Source organism: Comamonas sp. FG99 (assembly GCF_057808605.1).
In genome coordinates this window covers 148850-167780 of sequence record NZ_JBMDII010000003.1, presented here as the reverse complement: position 1 = coordinate 167780, position 18931 = coordinate 148850, and the positions used below count along the sequence as shown (strand labels likewise).

The following is an 18931-nucleotide window of genomic DNA, read 5'->3' as shown; positions in this document are numbered from 1 at the left end:
GGCGGCAGGTGCGGACTTCGTCGGGGGTGGGCAGGGCTGGGATGCGCAGCAGCATGGCGGAAACGGGGCCGGAGGTTGGGGATTGATGGACGGCGGGCGGCAGCAGCCAAAGGTAGCAGAACGGGAAAGCCCCGCCGCCGGGCGGCGAACGGGGCTTTTGCGCCAGCTCAACCGCGCAGCTGTCAGTAGCTGAACTTGAGCGACGCGACCGCCGAGCGGCCCGGGCCCATGCCGGCATAGTGGGCGGCGTAGGCCATGTTGTAGTACACCTTGTTGGTCAGGTTGTAGAGATTGAGCTGCAGCGCCAGGTTCTTGTTGAACGCATAGCTGGCCATGGCGTCGTAGCGCACGTAGCCGGCCGTGCCCTTCTTGATGAGCGAGCCATTGCTGCTGAACGAATAGCCGCCGACCACCTGGCTTTGCCCGAACGCGCCCAGGCCCACGGTCAGCTGCGGCGTGAACCGGTAGCTCGTCCACAGGCTGAAGCTGTGCCGCGGGGTATTGGGGAAGGCCTGGCCCTCGGCCGCGCTGGCCGAGCAGACACCGCTGCGGCACGAGTAGCCCATGTTCTTCTGCTCGCTGTCCATGTAGGTGTAGCCGCCGAACACGTCCCACTGCTTGGTCACGCGGCCGGCAAAGCCCAGCTCCAGGCCGTTGACGATCTTTTCGCCGGCCATGGTGACGGAGCCGAACGCATCGGTGATGCGGGCGTTTTGGGTCTGGTTGCGGAAGATGGCGGCCGTGAGGGACAGTTGCTGGTTCAGCACGTCCCACTTCGTGCCCAGCTCGAAGGAGCGGGTCTTCTCGGGCTTGAGCGCATCGGCGTTGATGATGTTGATCGCCTGGTCCTCGCTGCCCTGGCCCACCGCGCCGCCGCCCGGCTTGGACGAGGTGCCGGTGCTGGCGTAGATGCTGGCGTTGGGCTGCAGCTTGTAGACCACGCCCAGCTGGTAGTTCAGCAGGTTGTCGTCGTGCTCGTAGTCGGCGGTGGCGCTCCACTGCCGGATGCGGTAGCGGTCATAGCGCAGGCCGGCGTTGACCAGCCACTGCGGCGACAGTGTGAGCGTGTCGAAGGCGTACAGCGCGGCGGTGTTCGCCTTGTAGTAGGTGAAGCTGTTGTTGCGCGCCATGCTGCCCGTCCACGGGTCGTTGCCGTTGGGACTGTAGAGGCTGGTGCACATGTAGGGTGACAGGCCGCTCACGCACTGGTTGGTGTTGCTGATGTCCTTGCCGCTGGCATCGATCATCTTGTAGCTGTCGAGGTCGCTCTCCTCGCGCGCCAGCTCCAGCCCGATGGCGAACTGGTGCTTGATGCCACCGCTGTAGGCCTGGCCGCTGAACTCGGTCAGGTTCTGCAGCGTCTTGCTCTCGGAGTAGCGCGAGTTCATGCGGCGCCACACCTTGCCGTTGGCGACGTTGCTCTGGCTGTCGTCGGGCTGCGTCCACACATAGTCCTGCGTGCCCTTGCTCCAGCGCGTGGCGTTGCGGATCTTGTTGGTGTCGCTGAACTTGTGCTCGATCGCGGCGGTGAACATATCGCTCTTTTCCTTGCGGAAGTCGCGTGCCTTCAGGCCGTACCAGTTGTCGCGGTTGCCGCCGTAGGTGGGGCCGATGAAGGTGGGCGACTTGAGCGCGCTGACGTTGCCCATGGCGTAGGGCACGCCGCTGTCGGGCATGTCGTTGCTCTGCATGTGTTCGTAGGCCAGCGTGATCTCGGTGGGCGTGCCCATGCCGAAGGTCAGCGTGGGAGCAAGGCCCCAGCGCTTGTTGTCCGGGCCGTCGCGGCCGGGCACGTCGGCATCGTGCTTCACCGCGTTCAGGCGCAAGCCGGTGGTGTCGCCCAGCTTGCGGTTCAGATCGATGGTGGCGCGCCGGTAGCTGTCGGTGCCCAGGCCCACATCGCCGCTGATGAAATTCTCGTTCCTGGCCTTCTTGGTCTGCATGTTGATGCTGCCGCCCGCGCCGCCACGGCCGGCATAGGCCGAGTCGGCGCCCTTGACGACCTCGATCGACTCGATGTTGTAGACCTCGCGCGAGCGGGCGGCGATGTCGCGCATGCCATCCATGAAGATGCTGCCCTGCGCATCGCTGCCGCGCAGAAAGGGGCGGTCGCCCACCGGGTTGCCGCCCTCGCCCGCGCCGAAGGTGATGCCGGGGCTGGTGCGCAGCGCCTCGGACAGGCTGGTCGAGCCGGTCTGGCGGATCACTTCCTCGTTGATCACCTGCACCGTCTTGGGCGTATCGATCAGCGGCGCGGTGAACTTGCCCGACGGCGCGGTTTCTGCCTTGAGCGGCGCGCCGGCCGTGTCGGTGACGGTGACGGTGTTCAAGGTGGTTTCCTGCTGGGCCAGCGCGCCAGCGCTGGCCAGCGCCAGGCAGGCGGCCAGGGCGACCTGGGTGAGGTCCGCGGGAGGGTGGACACGAAGATGGGCGGCTTTACGCATGCATTTTCCTTGGAGTCATATTGGTTTTCACTGCCGGCCGGAGCAGCCCTGGCGGCAGCAGCTGGACGCGTCTTCACGCCTCAGACTGAGAATCATTCCCGGCGCGTATGGTGCGGCTTTGGCCAAATGTGGCGAAGTTTTGCAAGCCGCCGCAGCGCATGGCGGCAAACCCGCGCCACGCCTGGCGCCCAGGGCCTGCCCGCGCCATCGGCCCGGCATCCACCCCCACCTTCCGATGCGCGGCGGGCGTGGACGACACGTTGCATCGCCGCAACAAGTGCGGCTCGACAGGCATGCCCGCTCCGCCGCTCAGGTGATCGGCCTGCCGCAAGGGCGCCGTGCGCCGAAGCGTTGGCGCACGGGTAGAATTCAAATAAGAATTAATTCCATTACCTTCATGGACACCCGTACCAGCCTGCTCATCGTGGACGACCACGCCAGCATCCGCGAGCCCTTGGCGACCTTCATGCAGCGCTACGACTTCGAGGTCGAGGCGGTGGGCGGCGGCAACGCCATGCGCCAGCGGCTGCAGGAGCGCAGCTTCGACCTCATCGTGCTGGACGTGATGCTGCCGGATGAAAACGGCTTCTCGCTGTGCCGCTACGTCTCCGAGCACGTGGGCATACCGGTCATCCTGCTGACCGCGATGGCGGACCAGGTCGACCGCATCGCGGGCCTGGAGATCGGCGCCGACGACTACGTGGTCAAGCCCTTCGACCCCCGCGAGCTGGTGGCGCGCATCCGCACCATCCTTCGCCGCAGCAAGTCCAGGCCCCTGCAGGCGCCGCAGCCGGCCATGGCCTCCCCCGACGGGCACGAATACCGCTACCTCTTCAGCGGCTGGTCGCTCGACATGTGCACGCGCGAGCTGCGCAACCCGGAGGGCGAAGTCGTCGCGCTGGGCACCTCCGAATTCCATCTGCTGCGCGTGCTGCTGAACAACGCAGGGCGCGTGCTGACCCGCAGCCAGCTGCTGGACTACACGCAGCGCGCCGACGCCATCTCCTTCGACCGCAGCGTGGACAGCCAGATCAGCCGCCTGCGCAAGAAGCTGGAGCCCGATTCGCGCCGCCCCCACCTGCTCAAGACCGTGCGCGGCGACGGCTACATGCTGGCGGCCAAAGTGGCTATCGAGCATCCATGAACTGGCTGCGGCGCAGTATGTCGGCGCAGCTGCTGTCGCTGTGGCTGGTGGCCATACTGCTCGCGCATCTGCTGGCGGTGCTGGCGCTGTCCTGGTGGCGCGCCGACGACGCCACCATCCACCCGCTGTCGGCGCGCACCATCGAAACCCGCGAGTTGTCCGCCTACAAGGCCGCCAGCCATGCCAACGACGCCAGGCTGCTGCTCAAGGACATCAGCCTGCCGGACTCGGAGTTTTCGCTGGGCGACACGCCCGAGCTCGCGCCCAGCGGCGAGCCCAGCCGGCAGGAGCAGGCGCTGGCCCGCGGCATCCGCCGGCGCCTGCAGCTGCCGCCCGAAGCCCCGGTGCATGTCCGCCTGCAGCGCCTCGAACCCGGCCAGTCCGCAGGCGACCGGCGCAACTGGCTGGAGAAGACCTTCAGCGGCACCTACTCATGGGTGCTGGAGATCGAGGTGCCCATGCCCGACGGCCGCTGGCTGCGCAGCCGGCACTGGCCCACGCTGGTGCCCGCGCACTGGAACCGCGTGCTGAGCTTTTCGCTGCTCGTCGGCATGCTGCCCGCGGCGCTGATCGCGTGGTTCTTCGGCCGGCGCATCATGCGGCCGCTGACTGCGCTGACCGAGGCCTCCCGGCTGGTGAGCCGGGGCGAGCGCGTGATCCTGCAGCCCAGCGGGCCCGGCAGCGTGCGCGAGATCACCCAGGCCTTCAACGAGATGCAGGAGAGCCTGATCCGCTTCGTCAACGGCCGCACCCAGATGCTCGCCGCCATGGGGCACGACCTGCGCACGCCGCTGACCTCGCTGCGCATCCGCGCCGAGCTGATCGACGACGACGCCCTGCGCCGCGCCATGATCGCCACGCTCGATGAAATGAGCGCCATGGTCGAGGAAACCCTGCACTTCGCCCGCGACGATGCCCGCCAGGAGCCTACGCAGGACGCGCCCATCGACGCGCTGATCGAGTCCGTGGCGCAGGAGCAGCGCGCGCGCGGGCACACGGTGCGCCGCACCGCCAGCCTGGATGCCGGGCTGTGCTACCGCTGCCGCCCGGTGCACCTCAAGCGCGCGCTGCACAACATCCTCGACAATGCCGCCCGCTACGGCGAGGTGCGGGTCGCCAGTGCGATCGACAGCGCCGCCCGGGTGCTGCGCATCGTGGTGGAGGATGACGGGCCCGGCATCCCCGCCGATCAGCTCGAACTGGTGTTCGAGCCCTTCACCCGCCTGGACAGCGCCCGCGGCATGGACGACGGCCACGGCGTCGGCCTGGGCCTGGCGATCGCGCGCTCCGCCGTGCGGGCGCATGGCGGCGACGTGATGCTGCACAACCGCAGCGGCGGCGGGCTGCGCGCCGTGATCGAGCTGCCCTGGTAGCCGGCAGTGGCACAATCACGCCCTTGTTTGTGACTGCCCCAGGCCTGTACAGCCTGCGTTTTGCGATGACCGCGCCCCGCGCCTTCCAACTGAGCGATTTCGATTTCGCCCTGCCCCCCGAGCTGATTGCCCAGCATCCCGCCACCGAACGCAGCGCCTCGCGGCTGCTCGACGGCCAGGCCCCCGCCCCCACCGACCGCCGTTTCTACGAGCTGCCCGATCTGCTGCAGCCCGGCGACCTGCTGGTGTTCAACGACACCCAGGTGGTCAAGGCCCGCGTGTTCGGCGAAAAAGCCAGCGGCGGCCGGCTGGAGCTGCTGATCGAGCGGGTGCTGGCCGGCAACGAGGTCGTGGCCCACATGAAGGTCAGCAAGAAGCCGTTGGTCGGCGGCGTGATGCACCTGGCCGGCGGGCGCCGCGGCGGCGGCTTCGACGCCACGCTGCTGGGCCGCTGGCCGGACGAGCAGGGCGCGCTGTTTCGCCTGCGCCTGGACGGCCCCGGCGGCGAAACGCCCTGGGAGCTGATGCAGCGCCACGGCCACATTCCACTGCCGCCCTACATCGAGCGCCAGCAGCAGCACGGCGCCGATCCCTACCAGGCCGAGGACGAGGCGCGCTACCAGACCGTGTTCGCCAAGCGCCCCGGCGCGGTGGCCGCACCTACCGCAGCGCTGCATTTCGACGAGGCGCTGCTGGCGCGGCTGGCCGAGCGCGGCGTGGAGCGCGCCAGCGTCACGCTGCACGTGGGCGCCGGCACCTTCCAGCCGGTGAAGACCGAGAACCTGGCCGAGCACCGCATGCACAGCGAGTGGTACGAGGTGCCGCTGGCCACGCTGGCCGCGCTGGAGCGCTGCCGCCAGCGCGGCGGCCGCGTGGTGGCGGTGGGCACGACCACGGTGCGCACGCTGGAGTCCTGGGCCAGGAACGCCGGCCAGACCTCGGGCGATACCGACATCTTCATCACGCCGGGCTTCCAGTTCCAGGTGGTCGACCTGCTGGTCACCAACTTCCACCTGCCCAAGAGCACGCTGATGATGCTGGTCAGCGCCTTTGCCGGCTACGAGCACGTCATGGCGCTGTACCGCCACGCGATCGAGCAGCGCTACCGCTTCTTCAGCTATGGCGACGCGATGCTGCTGCGCCGCACGCATTCATAAAAACAATAGCTTGCTGCGCTTTATATACAATGATTTCAGATACATTTATATCTGAAAACCTTATACAGCAAGCGCTGCCAGCTCTCTTTTTAGACAAATGCGATCAGGACAGGGTAACCCGCGCGAACTTGCGCTTGCCCACCTGCAGCACATAGGTGCCGGCGCCCAGCTTCAGGCCCCGGTCGCTGACCACGCCGCCCTCGATGCGCACGCCGCCGCCGTCGATCAGGCGGTTGGCCTCGCTGGTGGAAGGCGCCAGGTTGGCCTGCTTGAGCAACGCGCCTATGCCGATGGGCGCGCCGGACAGGCTGATCTCGGGGATGTCGTCCGGAATGCCGCCCTTGCTGCGGTTCATGAAGTCCTGCTCGGCCGCATCGGCCGCGGCCGCGCTGTGAAAGCGCGCGGTGATCTCCTTGGCCAGCATCACCTTCGCATCCTTGGGATTGCGCCCGCCTTCGATCTCGGCCTTGAGCAGCGCGATCTCGGCCAGGCTCTTGAAGGACAGCAGCGTGTACCAGTCCCACATCAGCGTGTCCGAGATCGACAGCACCTTGGCGAACATGGTGTTCGCATCCTCGGTGATGCCGATGTAGTTGTTCTTGGACTTGGACATCTTGTGCTCGCCGTCCAGCCCCACCAGCAGCGGCATGGTCAGCACGCACTGCGGCTCCTGGCCATACTCCTGCTGCAGGTGGCGGCCCATCAGCAGGTTGAACTTCTGGTCGGTGCCGCCCAGCTCCAGATCGGCCTTCAACGCCACCGAGTCGTAGCCCTGCAGCAGCGGGTAGAGAAACTCGTGCAGGCTGATGGAGCTGCCATCGGTGAAACGCTGGTGGAAGTCGTTGCGCTCCATCATGCGCGCCACCGTGTACTTGGCCGACAGCTCGATCATGCCGCGCGCGCCCAGCTTGTCGCACCACTCGCTGTTGTAGCGCACCTCGGTGCGGGCCGGATCCAGCACCTTGGCGGCCTGGGTGTAGTAGGTCTCGGCGTTGACCTTGATCTGCTCGGGCGTGAGCGGCGGGCGCGTGCTGTTGCGGCCCGACGGGTCGCCGATCAGCGTGGTGAAATCGCCGATCAGGAAGATCACCTGGTGGCCCAGGTCCTGCAGCTGGCGCATCTTGTTGAGCACCACCGTGTGGCCGATGTGGATATCGGGCGCCGTCGGATCCAGCCCCAGCTTCACCCTGAGCGGCACGCCGGTCGCGGCCGAGCGGGCGAGCTTGCGCTCCCATTCCTCGCGGGGCAGCAGCTCGTCGACGCCGCGCAGCGAGACCTCCAGCGCCTGCCGTACACTGTCGGTGACGGGGTAATTTGTAACAGTCGATTGATTCATAAGGGTTTCTCTAGCCCCAACGGCGGGGATGGCCGGTATACTTCCAGCCCATTGTCGCGTGGGATTTTAGACTGCTCCCGCAACGAACCAGTCCTACGCGCATCCAGACACCTACGTGCTTGCACGCCAACGGCTGCCACCGCCCTGCAGCCGTTTTTGCCGTCCACAGACGGCCGGCAGGCACACTGACGATTGAACCGGGATGACGATTTGAACAACGGACTCGTTTCCAGCAGCCAGGCCTGGCTCGGCCGGCTGGCCGCCAGCGCGCAGCGGCACCCCCGGCGCGTCGCCGCCCTGCTGTCCCTGCTGCTGATGACCGGCGGCGGTGCCGCCTTCGCCGTGGCGCAGCTTGAACCCGCCGCCAGCCTGCCGGTGCAGACCGTGCAGTACAGCGTGCCCTCGCAGGCCTCCGACATCTCCATCGCCGACCTGGTCGACGGCCCGGGCTTCACGCTCTACCGCTCCGAGCAGGTGCGCAGCGGCGACTCGCCCGAAACCCTGCTGCGCCGCCTGGGCGTGGCAGACCCGGCGGCCTCCGCCTTCCTGCGCAGCAATGCCAAGGCGCGCAACGCCATCATCGGCCGCACCGGCCGCCTGGTCACCGCCGAGACCACCAACGACCACCAGCTCGCCAGCCTCACCGTGCGCTGGGCGGCCGACGACAGCGACGTGTTCCAGCGCCTGACCATCAGCCGCAGCCAGCAGGACGGCAAGCCCGGCGCCGGCAAGTTCGACGTGGTCACCGAATTCGTGCCGCTGATCAAGAACCAGCGCCTGGCCGGCGGCATCGTGCGCGGCACCCTGTACTCGGCCACCAACGCGGCCGACGTGCCGCAAAGCGTGGTCAGCCAGCTCAGCGACGCGCTGGCCGACCAGGTCGACCTGCGCCGGGCCGTGCGCCCCGGCGCGCGCTTCTCGCTGGTCTACGAAACGCTGGAGGCCGACGGCGAAATCCTGCGCACCGGCCGCCTGCTGAGCGCCGAGCTGCGCAACGCCGGCAAGACCTACGAGGCGGTGTGGTTCCAGCAAGACCCCAAGGACAAGGGCGGCTACTACAACTTCGCCGGCAACAGCCTGGAGCGCGGCCTGTCGTCGCCGCTGCGCCACTACCAGGTGACCAGCGCCTTCGCGATGCGCATCCACCCCATCCACAAGACCTGGCAGGCCCACAAGGGCACCGACCTGGCCGCTCCCAGCGGCACGCCGGTGCTGAACGTGGCGGACGGCACCGTCAGCTTCGCCGGGGTGCAGAACGGCTATGGCAACGTGGTCTTCATCGACCATGCCAACGACCAGGAAACCGTCTACGCCCACCTCAGCCGCATCGACGTCAAGCCTGGCCAGAAGGTGCGCCAGGGCGAGGAAATCGGCGCGGTGGGGCAGACCGGCTGGGCCACCGGCCCGCACCTGCACTTCGAGTTCCGTGTTGGCGGCGAGCAGCGCGACCCGCTGGCCATGGTGGCCAGCAGCAGCAGCCAGGCCCAGCCCATCAGCCGCACGGCGCGCCCGGCCTTCGACAAGCTGGCCGCCTCCATGCGCCTGGCGCTGAACGCCGCAGAGCAAAGCAGCGGCGCCAGCGCCGAATAAACGCAGGAGTCACCAGGCCCCGGCGAGCCATGCTTGCCGGGGCCTTTTGTTGTGTTGGGTATGCAGATGACAGATCTCTTTATCGGCCTGATGTCGGGCACCTCGCTCGACGGCGTGGACGGCGTGCTGGTGCGCTTCGAGGGCGAAAAACCCCTGGTCGCCCGCCATGAGTCGGTGCCGTTCGCCCCCGGCCTGAAAGCCGAGCTGCTCGCGCTGAACACCGCCGGCGACAACGAACTGCACCGCGCCGCGCTCGCCGCCAATGCGCTGGCCGGCAGCTATGCCCAGGTGGTGCGGCAACTGCTGCTGCACACCGGTGCCGCGGCCCCGGACATCGCCGCCATCGGCGCCCACGGCCAGACCGTGCGCCACCAGCCCGGCCTGTGGGACGGCACCGGCTACACGCTGCAGCTGAACAACCCGGCGCTGCTGGCCGAGCTGAGCGGCATCGCCGTGGTGGCGGATTTCCGCAGCCGCGACCTGGCGGCCGGCGGCCAGGGCGCGCCGCTGGTGCCCGCCTTCCACCAGGGCGTGTTCGGCCACAGCGGCGCGCTGGCCTGGGCGGTGAACATCGGCGGCATCTCCAACCTCAGCCGCCTGGCCGACACCGATGCCGAGCACAGCGTGCGCGGCTGGGACTGCGGCCCCGGCAATGCGCTGATGGACTACTGGTGCCAGCAGCACACCGGCCGGGCCTATGACGAAGGCGGCCGCTGGGCGGCCTCGGGCCGGGTGCTGGCGCCGCTGCTGCAGTCCATGCTGGCCGAGCCCTACCTGGCCCAGCCCGCGCCCAAGAGCACCGGGCGCGACCTGTTCCACCCCGGCTGGCTGCAGGCCCAGCTGGCCGCCCATGGCGGCGGCGCGGCGCCAGCGGACGTACAGGCCACGCTGGCCGAATTCAGCGCCCAGGCCATCGCCCAGGACCTGCTCGCCCACGGCGCCGCGCCCGGGCAGCGCGTGGTGGTCTGCGGCGGCGGGGCGCTCAACCGCCATCTGATGCAGCGCCTGGCCGCGCTGCTGCCGGGCCTGGCTGTGCAGGGCTCCGAGGCGCTGGGCCTGCCGCCGCTGCAGGTCGAGGCCACCGCCTTCGCCTGGCTGGCGCGCCAGGCCCTGCTGCGCCTGCCGGGCAATCTGCCGGCGGTGACCGGCGCGCGCGGTGCGCGCGTGCTGGGCGCGCTCTACCCGGCCTGACGACCGCCTGACAATCGCCTGACGGCCACCCGGCCGCGCCGTGGCCGGGATCAGCCGTGCGCGTCGTCGAGCTGGTCGCTGCCCTGGCCGCGCAGGTTCTCGTCCTGCGGTGCCAGCTGCCAGAAGATCAGCGCCGACAGCATGGTGATCAGCCCCATGCAGATGAAGGTCGCCTGGAAGGCGCCCTGCGCATGCGCGCCGGCGCCGGCCGCGCCGCTGTGCGCATCGAAGGCGGTCAGGATCGCGCCGGCGGTGGCCACGGCCATGCCGATCGACACCATCTGCACCATCGACAGCAGGCTGTTGCCGCTGCTGGCCATGCTCTTGCCCAGGTCCTTGAGCGTCACCGTGTTCATCGCGGTGAACTGCATGGAGTTGATGGCCCCGAACACCGCCAGCTGCGCGATCTTGAAGGCCAGCGGCTCGGCGGGCGACGACAGCGCAAAGCTGGCCATGACCACGCCCAGCGCCAGGGTGTTGCCCACCAGCACCCGGCGGTAGCCGAGGCGACTGATCACCGCCACCGCGGCCTTCTTCATCGCCATGCCCGACAGCGCGGTCGGCAGCATCATCATGCCGGCCTGCATCGGCGAGTAGTCCATGGTCACCTGCAGCAGCAGCGGGATCAGGAACGGCATGCTGCCGCTGCCCAGCCGCGCGAACAGATTGCCCAGCAGGCCGATGCGCAGCGTGGGCACCGAAAACAGCTGCGGCGAAAACAGCGGATGCGAATGCCTGAGCGCATGCAGCCAGTAGGCCGCCAGGCTGGCCAGGCCCGCCAGCATCAGCAGCAGCCCCGCGGCGCGCCCCATGCCCATGCCCGAGAGGCCGTCGAGCGACAGCGACACCGCCACCATGCCGAAGGCCAGCATGCCGTAGCCCACGCCGTCGAAGCGGTCGACCGGCGGGCTCTCGATGGTGGGCATGTAGCGCAGCGCGGCGGCCACGCCGATCGCGCCCACCGGCACGTTGATCAGGAAGATCCAGTGCCACGAGGCCAGCTCCACCAGCCAGCCGCCCAGCGTCGGGCCGACCAGCGGGCCCACCAGCCCCGGGATCGCGACGAAGCTCATCGCCTGCAGGAACTCCTCGCGCGGAAAGCTGCGCAGCACCACCAGCCGCCCCACCGGCAGCAGCAAGGCGCCACCCAGGCCCTGGAGCACCCGAAAGGCCACCAGTTGGTCCACCGTGCGCGCCATCGCGCACAGCAGCGATGCCAGCACGAAGCAGACGATCGCGCCGATGAACACGCGCTTGGCGCCGAAGCGGTCGGCGATCCAGCCCGAGGCCGGGATCAGCATCGCCATCGCCAGCGAATACGCCACCACCACCGACTGCATGCGCAGCGGGCTCTCGCCCAGGCTGGCCGCCATCGAGGGCAACGCGGTGTTGACGATGGTGGCGTCCAGCGTCTGCATGAAAAAGCCGATGGCCACCAGCCACAGCACCATGGACGAGGCGGAGCGCGAAGCAGAATCAGTCATAGGAAAAAGAAAAAGCCGCTGGGGACAGCGGCTTGTTGAAACCAGTGTGCGCTCACACCGAGAAGCTCGACCCGCAACCGCAGGTGGTGCTCGCGTTCGGGTTCTTGATCACGAACTGGGCGCCCTGCAGGTCTTCCTTGTAGTCGATCTCGGCGCCGACCAGGTACTGGTAGCTCATCGCGTCGATCAGCAGCGACACGCCGTTCTTGGTCATGGTCGTGTCGTCTTCGTTGGTGATTTCATCGAAGGTGAAACCGTACTGGAAACCCGAGCAGCCGCCGCCCTGCACGAACACGCGCAGCTTCAGGTCGGGGTTGCCCTCTTCGGCGATCAGGTCGGCCACCTTGGCGGCGGCGCTGTCGGTGAAGATGATGGGCGCGGGCATTTCGGTGGCGGGAGCGGCTTCGGCAACGGCAGTCATGGGGCAAATCCTTGCATCGTCAATGCCCGGATGCTACTGCAATCCGCCCGATCCGCGCTGGGCGCCAGGCTTTGCTGCCATTCGCATTGGGGATATTGCGCAATCGATTGTCAAAAGCAGGAGCTGCCGCTGGCATCGGGCCGGGCTTTTCTTGCGCTTCACGCCGCTTTACATGCGGGCCATGGCGGCACAGTAGGATGGCCATGGCCGCTCGCCAACCGATACTTTCCACAAACCCGAGAAAGGAAGACGAACGTGCACGCACGCAGCATACTCGCCATCACCGCCATCGCCTTCGGCCTCAACGCAGGCCTGGCGCAAGCCCAGCCCCAGCCGCAGGACATGCGCGACAGGGACCCGCGCCAGGGCGCCCCCATGAACGCACCGGGCCGCGACGCCCGGCAGCCCGCGCCGCAAATGCAGCCGCAACACGCCCCCAACCACCGCCCCGCGGCCAGCCGGCCGATGCCCCAGCCCGACCACGGCCGCGGCGCGGGCCCGGATCACCGCTTCCGCAAGGGCGAACGCCTGCCCACCGACTACCGCAGCCGGCAGTATGTGGTGGACGACTGGCGCGGCCACCACCTGAGCGCGCCGCCACGCGGGCACCGCTGGGTGCAGGTGGGCGCGGACTATGTGTTGATCGCCGTCGCCACCGGCGTCATCACCCAGATCATCCTGGGCCACTGAAGACACGCGCCCCATGCTCCAGCAATTGTCCATAGCCCCATCCCATGCCAGAGGTATTTCGCGCAGAGCGCTGATGCGGCTTTTCGGCGCCGCGCCTGCACTACCCGCCAGCTGGCTGCTGGGGGGCTGCGCCAGCAGCAGCCCGGCGCCGCAGGCCTGGGCCACGGGCGGCACCGCACGCATCGCGGCCGCGGTGCGCAATGCCAACCCCTTCCTCGGCGCCGCCGCAACCACCTGTCGGCTGGCCTGCGAGGCGACCATCGGCCCCTGCCATACGCTGTCGCCCGAGCGCTCCGACATCAGCGACGGCTGGGACGGGCTGCCGATGCATGTGCAGCTGCGCATCGTCGACGAGCAGTGCCGCCCGGTGCAGGGCGCCATCGTCGAGATCTGGCACACCAACCACACCGGCGGCTATTCGGGGCACATCGTGCAGATGTGCAACAACGACCAGGCCGACGTGGAGCGCCAGTTCTTTCGCGGCTGGCAGCGCACGGATGCGCAGGGCGTGGTGCGTTTCGACAGCTGCTTTCCCGGCTGGTACCGCGGCCGCGCCAACCATGTGCACCTGCGCGTGCTGAAGGGCAACTACGATCCCAGCGATGCGGCCGCGAGCTGGCTCACCTCGCAGCTGCTGTTCGCCGACGCGCTCAACACCGAGATCTTCGGCAGCGCGCCGCTGTACCGCGACCACGGCCAGCCCGACACGACGCTGGCCACCGACAACGTGCTGGGCGCGGAGCCGGACCCGTCGCCGTACCTGTTCGACGTGCGCAATGTCGGCGGCGTGATGCTCGCATCCAAGACGCTGGCCATCCGCAGCAGCCTCGAAGCCAGCGTCTGCCAGGCCCGGGGCACGCCGCCCCCCGGTGGGCCGGGCGGACCGGGCGGGCGCGCAGGCCCTGCGCCGGGTGGCTTTGGCCGCCCGCCCCGCATGCCGCGGCCGGCAAGCCAAGATTAAAAAAAGGCACCCCACGCTCCCCACTGCGTTGGGTCGCTGCCCCTCCGAGAGGGGCGCTTTTTTATCTTGGGGCGGCCCGGCGATAAAAAGTGGCACCCCACGCTCCCCACTGCGTTGAGTCGCTGCCCCTCCGAGAGGGGCGCTTTTTATCTTGAGGCGGCCCGGTGGCAAAAAAAAACCGCCCGAAGGCGGTTTTTTGAGTGCAGCACCAGCGTATTAACGCTTGGAGAACTGCTTGGCGCGGCGTGCGGAGTGCAGGCCGACCTTCTTACGTTCGACTTCACGGGCGTCGCGGGTCACGAAGCCGGCTTGACTCAGTGCGGGCTTGAGCGCTGCGTCGTAGTCGATCAGGGCACGGGTGATGCCGTGGCGGGTTGCGCCGGCCTGGCCGGATTCGCCGCCGCCATGGACGTTCACCTGGATGTCGAAGGCTTCGACATTGCCGGTCAGCACCAGGGGCTGCTTTGCGATCATGATGGAGGTTTCACGGCCGAAATACTGCTGAATGTCCTTGCCATTCACCGTGATCTTGCCGGAGCCCTTCTTCAGAAACACGCGGGCGACGCTGGATTTGCGACGGCCGGTGCCATTGTTCCAATCACCAATCATTGCAACTCCTTAGATTTCCAGCGGCTTGGGCTGTTGAGCGGTATGGGGATGCTCGCCGCCGCCGTACACCTTGAGCTTCTTGATCATGGCGTAGCCCAGCGGGCCCTTGGGCAGCATGCCCTTGACAGCCTTCTCCAGCGCGCGGCCGGGGTGCTTGGCCTGCAGGTCGCGGAAGTTGGTGGCGGTGATGCCGCCGGGGAAACCCGAGTGGCGATAGTAGATCTTGTCCAGGTTCTTGGTGCCGGTGACCTTGAGCTTGGAGGCGTTGATGATGACGATGAAGTCGCCGGTATCAACGTGAGGCGTATAAATGGCTTTGTGCTTGCCGCGCAGACGGAGTGCCACTTCGCTGGCGACACGTCCGAGCACCTTGTCGGTGGCGTCAATCACAAACCACTCGTGCACGACCTCAGCGGGTTTTGCGCTGAATGTAGACATGAGTTTTCTCTTTCAAGAAGGTTTGGCGGGCCCTTTTCCGCGGTCGGTGCCTCTTCTGGTGAGAGGCCTCTTAGGCGGGGGCATGGCCGGCTTGCGCAAACAAGGATGCCGAAACTACCTGCCCACGGGCCAGGAACCTGGCTTTGGGGCTGTTTTGCGCAAGTCTTCCATTCTTCGTCGCGGGGTCCAGAAATCGCTGCGAAGTCCGCCATTATACAAAAAACCGTTTTTTGCGCCAGCCCTGCGCAAGCTGGGTACCATTGGCGACCTATGTTCAGCTACCGCCATGCCTTCCATGCGGGCAACCATGCCGATGTGCTCAAGCACAGCATGCTGCTCGCCATCTTGCAATACCTCACGCAAAAGGAGGCGGCGCTGGCGGTGCTCGACACCCACGCGGGCGCCGGGCTGTACCGGCTCGACGGCGACTATGCCAGCACCAGCGGCGAGGCGGCCGACGGCATATTGCGCCTGGAGCAGGCCGAGAACCTCGCGCCGCTGCTGCAGGACTATGTGGATGCGGTGCGCAGCTTCAACGCCGGCCCGCGCATCCAGGCCTACCCCGGCTCGCCGTTCCTGGCGCAGCAGCAGCTGCGGCCGCACGACAAGCTCAAGCTGTTCGAGCTGCACCCCACCGACATGCGCTCGCTCAGCGGCAATGTGGCGCAGCTGGAGGCCGGGCGCCAGGTGCAGGTGCTGCACGAGGACGGCTTCGAGGGCGTGAAGAAATTCCTGCCGCCGCCGTCGCGCCGCGCGCTGCTGCTGTGCGACCCGAGCTACGAGATCAAGACCGACTACATGAAGGTGGCCGACATGCTGGCCGACGGGCTCAGGCGCTTTCCCACCGGCACCTATGCGGTCTGGTACCCGATCATTCCCCGGCCCGAGGCGCACGAGCTGCCGCGCCGCCTGAAGACGCTGGCCACCAAGGCCGGCAAGGGCTGGCTGCATGCCACGCTGACCGTGAAGTCGAGCAAGATATCCAGCAGCCAGCAGGGCCAGAAGAAGCGCCCCGGCCTGCCGGCGAGCGGCATGTTCGTGCTCAACCCGCCGTATACGCTGCAGGCCCAGCTGAAGGCCGCGCTGCCGCAGATGGTGGAGCTGCTGCGCCAGGACAGCAACGCCGGCTTCACGCTGGAAGGTGCGGGCTAGGGCCTGTTCACACCAATACGGGGTCGCGCAAGCCCGACAGGGCTGTCAATGCTAGGCACGCGACGCCGTGCGTGTGCCCACCCGCACAAGGAGCGCAACGACGCAGTGGCGGCCCTGCCGCACTTGCCCGAAGGGTTGAGCCCTCTTGGGCGCTCTGCTGCGTTGCTGTCCCTTGCAAGCTGCCTAGCTTGCTGCGGGCCTGCGCCTTGCAGCCCCTCCCAAGAGGACTCAACGCGATCCCCGTGCTTTGTGTGAACAGGCCCTAGCGGCGCTTGCGCGGTTGCGGCCTGGCCTTGGCGGCCACCGCCTTCTTGCGCGCGGCGCTGGAGGCCGAGGCATGGGTCTTGCGGTGCCGCGCATTGACGAAGGCCGGGCATTCCTCCTTGCCTTCGGCCAGCGTCCACATCTCCACCGGCTTGATGCCCAGGCCGAGCATGCCCAGCTCCTGCGCGGCGGCCTGGCTCAGATCGATGACCCGGCCGTCGCTGTACGGGCCGCGGTCGTTGATGCGCACCACCACGGTCTTGCCGGTGACGGTGCTGCGCACGCAGACCAGCGAGCCAAAGGGCAGCGTGCGGTGCGCGGCCGTCAGCTCGCCCTGGTCGAAGCGCTCGCCGCTGGCGGTCTTGCGCCCATGGAAGCGCCCGCCATACCACGAGGCCATGCCGCGCTGGTCGCTGTCGCGCCAGTCTTCCGGCGGGGTGATGGGGCTTTCGGGAATGCGCCGCTGCAGGCTGCGCCCGTCGAGCACGCCGCCATAGGGGCGCAGCACTGGCGGCAGCAGGCCGTCGCCCGAGTAGGCATCGGTGTAGGCCCCGGCCTGGTCTTCGACGGGCATGGCGGGCTCTGGCTGCGCCGCCGGCGCGGCTGCCGCAGCCGCGGCAGGAGCACTGGGCGCGGGCTGAGCCTTGGGGCTGCCCGGCGGTGCGGGGGGCTTGGCGGCGGCCACGGGCGCCGCCTGCTGGGGCTGTATCGGCGGCTGGGTGCAGGCCACGAGCAGGCTCGCTGCCAGGGCACAGGCCGCGGCGGTTCGGATTCGGCAGATGCGCGGCACAGCGGCAATCCCCATGCGGTCACTTTCTTCTGGCTGGTGCCGCAGGCCCCGCACTTGCGCCGGGGACTGACTACAACCCCAGGCGTTCGCAGATGGCCAGGGTGGCGGCGCTTTGGTTCATCGTGTAGAAGTGCAGGCCCGGCACGCCCCGCTGGCGCAGTTCCTCGCACATCTGGGTCACCACATCCAGGCCGAAGGCGCGGATGCTGGCGGCATCGTCTCCGTAGGCCTGCAGCCTGAGCCGGATCCAGCGTGGGATCTCGGCGCCGCAGGCATCGGAAAAACGCATCAGCTGCGTCGATCCGGTGATGGGCATGATACCGGGGATGACCGGTGTATCAATTCCGAGTTTTTGTAAATCATCTTTAAATCTGAAATACGCGGCGGCATTGAAGAAGTACTGGGTGATGGCCGAGTCCGCGCCCGCCCGCACCTTGGCGGCAAAGGCCTGCAGGTCGGCCTCGGGCGTGCGCGCCTGGGGGTGCATCTCGGGGTAGGCCGCCACCTCGATGTGGAAGGCATCGCCCGTCGTTTCGCGGATGAAGGCCACCAGGTCGCTGGCGTACTGGAACTCGCCGCCCAGGCCATAGCCGCTGGGCAGGTCGCCGCGCAGCGCCACCAGGCGCTTGACGCCCATGGCCTGCAGCTGCGCGAGCTGCGCGCGCACCGACTCCTTGGTGGCGCCTATGCACGAGAAGTGCGAGGCCGCATCGACGCCTTCATCGAGGATGGACTGCACCACCGAGAAGGTGCCCTGCTGGGTGGAGCCGCCGGCGCCGTAGGTGACCGAGCAGAACTGCGGCCGGCGCGCATAAAGCTGCTGGCGCACCACGCGCAGCTTTTCCGCGCCTTCGGGCGTCTTGGGCGGGAAGAATTCGAAGCTGATCGGGAAAGTCATGGTTGCTTTGCGTAAATGAAGAACTCGCGGTTGCCGTCGCCGCCCTCGATGGGCGAATCCAGCCAGGCCGCCACCTGCAGCCCCAGGCCGGCCAGGCAGTCGCGGATGCGCTGCTCGACCACCGCGTAGAGCGAGGCGTCGCGCACGATGCCACCCTTGCCGACCTGGCCGGGCTGCAGCTCGAACTGCGGCTTGACCAGCATCAGCAGGTGGCCGCCGCTTTGGAGCAGCGGCACCAGCGCGGGCAGCACCAGCGTGAGCGAGATGAAGGACAGGTCGCCGGTGACGAGATCGAACGCGGGCGTGGTGCCGGCCTGCTCCAGCCCGGCGCGGCGGCGGCGCGGCAGCTGAGAGCGGTCCTGCGCCAGGCGGGCCTTGGCGGCGCGCTCGGTCTTGAAGGACTCGATCTCGGCGTCGGTCGCGTCGCCACTATCGTCATAGTCGTCGGCCACCATGCCTCCGTTGCGCATCCAGGCATAGGGCGCGACGGGCTGGGTGTCGTTGTCCTCGGCCTCTTCGATGCGCTCGGACAGCGCTTCCTCGCAGGCCTCCTGCAAGTCAGCAGCCGTCAGCGCGCGGGCGTTCATGCCCTCGATGCAGACCACGCGCGCATCGGCGCGCAGCCGCTCGTGCAGCTGGCCGTGGCCCACGTCGACGCCAATCACCTGCGCGGCGCCGGCCTGCAGCAGGCAGTCGGTGAAGCCGCCGGTGCTCTGGCCCACGTCAAGGCAGCGCAGCCCGGCCACGGCCAGGCCCACCCGGGCCAGCGCGCCTTCGAGCTTGAGGCCGCCGCGCGAGATGTAGCGGGCCTCGGACGCATCGAGCAGCTGCATCTCGGAGCCGGCGGGAATCTCGTCGCCATTCTTGGCCACGGCGACCCACGGCGCCAGCGGCGACAGCCGCCACTGCACGCCGGCGGCGATCAGGCGCTGCGCCTGCGAGCGTGTGGACGCATGACCCGCGTCCACCAGAAAAACATCGGCGCGCAT

General features: G+C 68.2%; 17 protein-coding genes. 8 read left to right on the top strand and 9 right to left on the bottom strand.

All coding sequences use genetic code 11. The features are described 5' to 3' along the window. Positions 1-182: 182 nt before the first annotated feature. Positions 183-2444 carry a TonB-dependent receptor gene (locus tag ACODRX_RS03535; protein ID WP_488869661.1) on the bottom strand — a complete coding sequence of 754 codons (2262 nt, stop codon included), beginning with the start codon at positions 2442-2444 and terminating at the stop codon, positions 183-185. 397 nt (positions 2445-2841) lie between these two features. On the opposite strand from ACODRX_RS03535, the gene ACODRX_RS03530 reads away from it, so the two are divergent. The 3 genes from ACODRX_RS03530 (at position 2842) to queA (ending at position 6118) form a co-directional block, all read left to right on the top strand. Continuing rightward, positions 2842-3588: a response regulator gene (locus ACODRX_RS03530; RefSeq protein ID WP_488869660.1), complete on the top strand. Its 747-nt coding sequence runs from the start codon at positions 2842-2844 to the stop codon at positions 3586-3588. After that, positions 3585-4961, top strand: coding sequence for an ATP-binding protein (locus tag ACODRX_RS03525; protein WP_488869659.1), 1377 nt, complete (start codon positions 3585-3587; stop codon positions 4959-4961). Before ACODRX_RS03530 ends, ACODRX_RS03525 begins: the two co-directional genes overlap by 4 nt. Positions 4962-5026: 65 nt before the next feature. Further along, on the top strand, positions 5027-6118 hold the full coding sequence (gene queA, locus ACODRX_RS03520) for a tRNA preQ1(34) S-adenosylmethionine ribosyltransferase-isomerase QueA (protein ID WP_488869658.1): 1092 nt from the start codon (positions 5027-5029) through the stop codon (positions 6116-6118). A gap of 103 nt (positions 6119-6221) precedes the next feature. Here queA and tyrS read toward each other — a convergent pair whose 3' ends face one another. Then, positions 6222-7454, bottom strand: a complete 1233-nt coding sequence (gene tyrS / locus ACODRX_RS03515; RefSeq protein ID WP_488869657.1) for a tyrosine--tRNA ligase — start codon at positions 7452-7454, stop codon at positions 6222-6224. 210 nt (positions 7455-7664) lie between these two features. Here tyrS and ACODRX_RS03510 point away from each other — a divergent pair, with 210 nt between their 5' ends. Then, positions 7665-9044, top strand: a complete 1380-nt coding sequence (locus ACODRX_RS03510; RefSeq protein WP_488869656.1) for a M23 family metallopeptidase — start codon at positions 7665-7667, stop codon at positions 9042-9044. A gap of 66 nt (positions 9045-9110) precedes the next feature. After that, the gene (locus ACODRX_RS03505; RefSeq protein WP_488869655.1) at positions 9111-10235 is read left to right on the top strand and encodes an anhydro-N-acetylmuramic acid kinase; all 1125 of its coding nucleotides are present in this window, start codon (positions 9111-9113) and stop codon (positions 10233-10235) included. Positions 10236-10285: 50 nt separating this feature from the next. Here ACODRX_RS03505 and mdtD read toward each other — a convergent pair whose 3' ends face one another. Next, a complete protein-coding gene (mdtD, locus tag ACODRX_RS03500; RefSeq protein ID WP_488869654.1) occupies positions 10286-11719 on the bottom strand; it encodes a multidrug transporter subunit MdtD in 1434 nt (477 codons plus the stop codon). A gap of 52 nt (positions 11720-11771) precedes the next feature. Next, positions 11772-12140, bottom strand: coding sequence for an iron-sulfur cluster insertion protein ErpA (gene erpA / locus ACODRX_RS03495; RefSeq protein ID WP_488869653.1), 369 nt, complete (start codon positions 12138-12140; stop codon positions 11772-11774). A 255-nt stretch (positions 12141-12395) separates the two neighbouring features. Between erpA and ACODRX_RS03490 the strand changes: the two genes are divergently transcribed. Together ACODRX_RS03490 and ACODRX_RS03485 are read left to right on the top strand one after the other, a co-directional pair. After that, complete coding sequence (locus ACODRX_RS03490) at positions 12396-12830, top strand: RcnB family protein (protein ID WP_488869652.1); 435 nt, start codon at positions 12396-12398, stop codon at positions 12828-12830. A gap of 73 nt (positions 12831-12903) precedes the next feature. After that, positions 12904-13791 carry a dioxygenase family protein gene (locus ACODRX_RS03485; protein ID WP_488869651.1) on the top strand — a complete coding sequence of 296 codons (888 nt, stop codon included), beginning with the start codon at positions 12904-12906 and terminating at the stop codon, positions 13789-13791. 216 nt (positions 13792-14007) lie between these two features. Here the strand turns inward: ACODRX_RS03485 and rpsI are convergent, their stop codons facing one another. Beyond that, positions 14008-14400: a 30S ribosomal protein S9 gene (rpsI, locus tag ACODRX_RS03480; protein WP_488869650.1), complete on the bottom strand. Its 393-nt coding sequence runs from the start codon at positions 14398-14400 to the stop codon at positions 14008-14010. Between the two features lie 9 nt (positions 14401-14409). After that, a complete protein-coding gene (gene rplM / locus ACODRX_RS03475; protein ID WP_460479777.1) occupies positions 14410-14838 on the bottom strand; it encodes a 50S ribosomal protein L13 in 429 nt (142 codons plus the stop codon). A 270-nt stretch (positions 14839-15108) separates the two neighbouring features. On the opposite strand from rplM, the gene ACODRX_RS03470 reads away from it, so the two are divergent. Further along, on the top strand, positions 15109-15990 hold the full coding sequence (locus ACODRX_RS03470) for a 23S rRNA (adenine(2030)-N(6))-methyltransferase RlmJ (RefSeq protein WP_488869649.1): 882 nt from the start codon (positions 15109-15111) through the stop codon (positions 15988-15990). A gap of 262 nt (positions 15991-16252) precedes the next feature. Here ACODRX_RS03470 and ACODRX_RS03465 read toward each other — a convergent pair whose 3' ends face one another. From ACODRX_RS03465 to ACODRX_RS03455, 3 genes are read right to left on the bottom strand one after another with little or no spacing between them, the layout of a single operon-like run. Further along, positions 16253-17059, bottom strand: a complete 807-nt coding sequence (locus ACODRX_RS03465) for a septal ring lytic transglycosylase RlpA family protein (protein ID WP_488869648.1) — start codon at positions 17057-17059, stop codon at positions 16253-16255. 55 nt (positions 17060-17114) lie between these two features. Continuing rightward, entirely contained in the window at positions 17115-17942 is an 828-nt protein-coding gene (gene metF, locus ACODRX_RS03460; RefSeq protein ID WP_488869647.1) for a methylenetetrahydrofolate reductase [NAD(P)H], read from the bottom strand. Further along, entirely contained in the window at positions 17939-18931 is a 993-nt protein-coding gene (locus ACODRX_RS03455; protein ID WP_488869646.1) for a TlyA family RNA methyltransferase, read from the bottom strand. Before ACODRX_RS03455 ends, metF begins: the two co-directional genes overlap by 4 nt.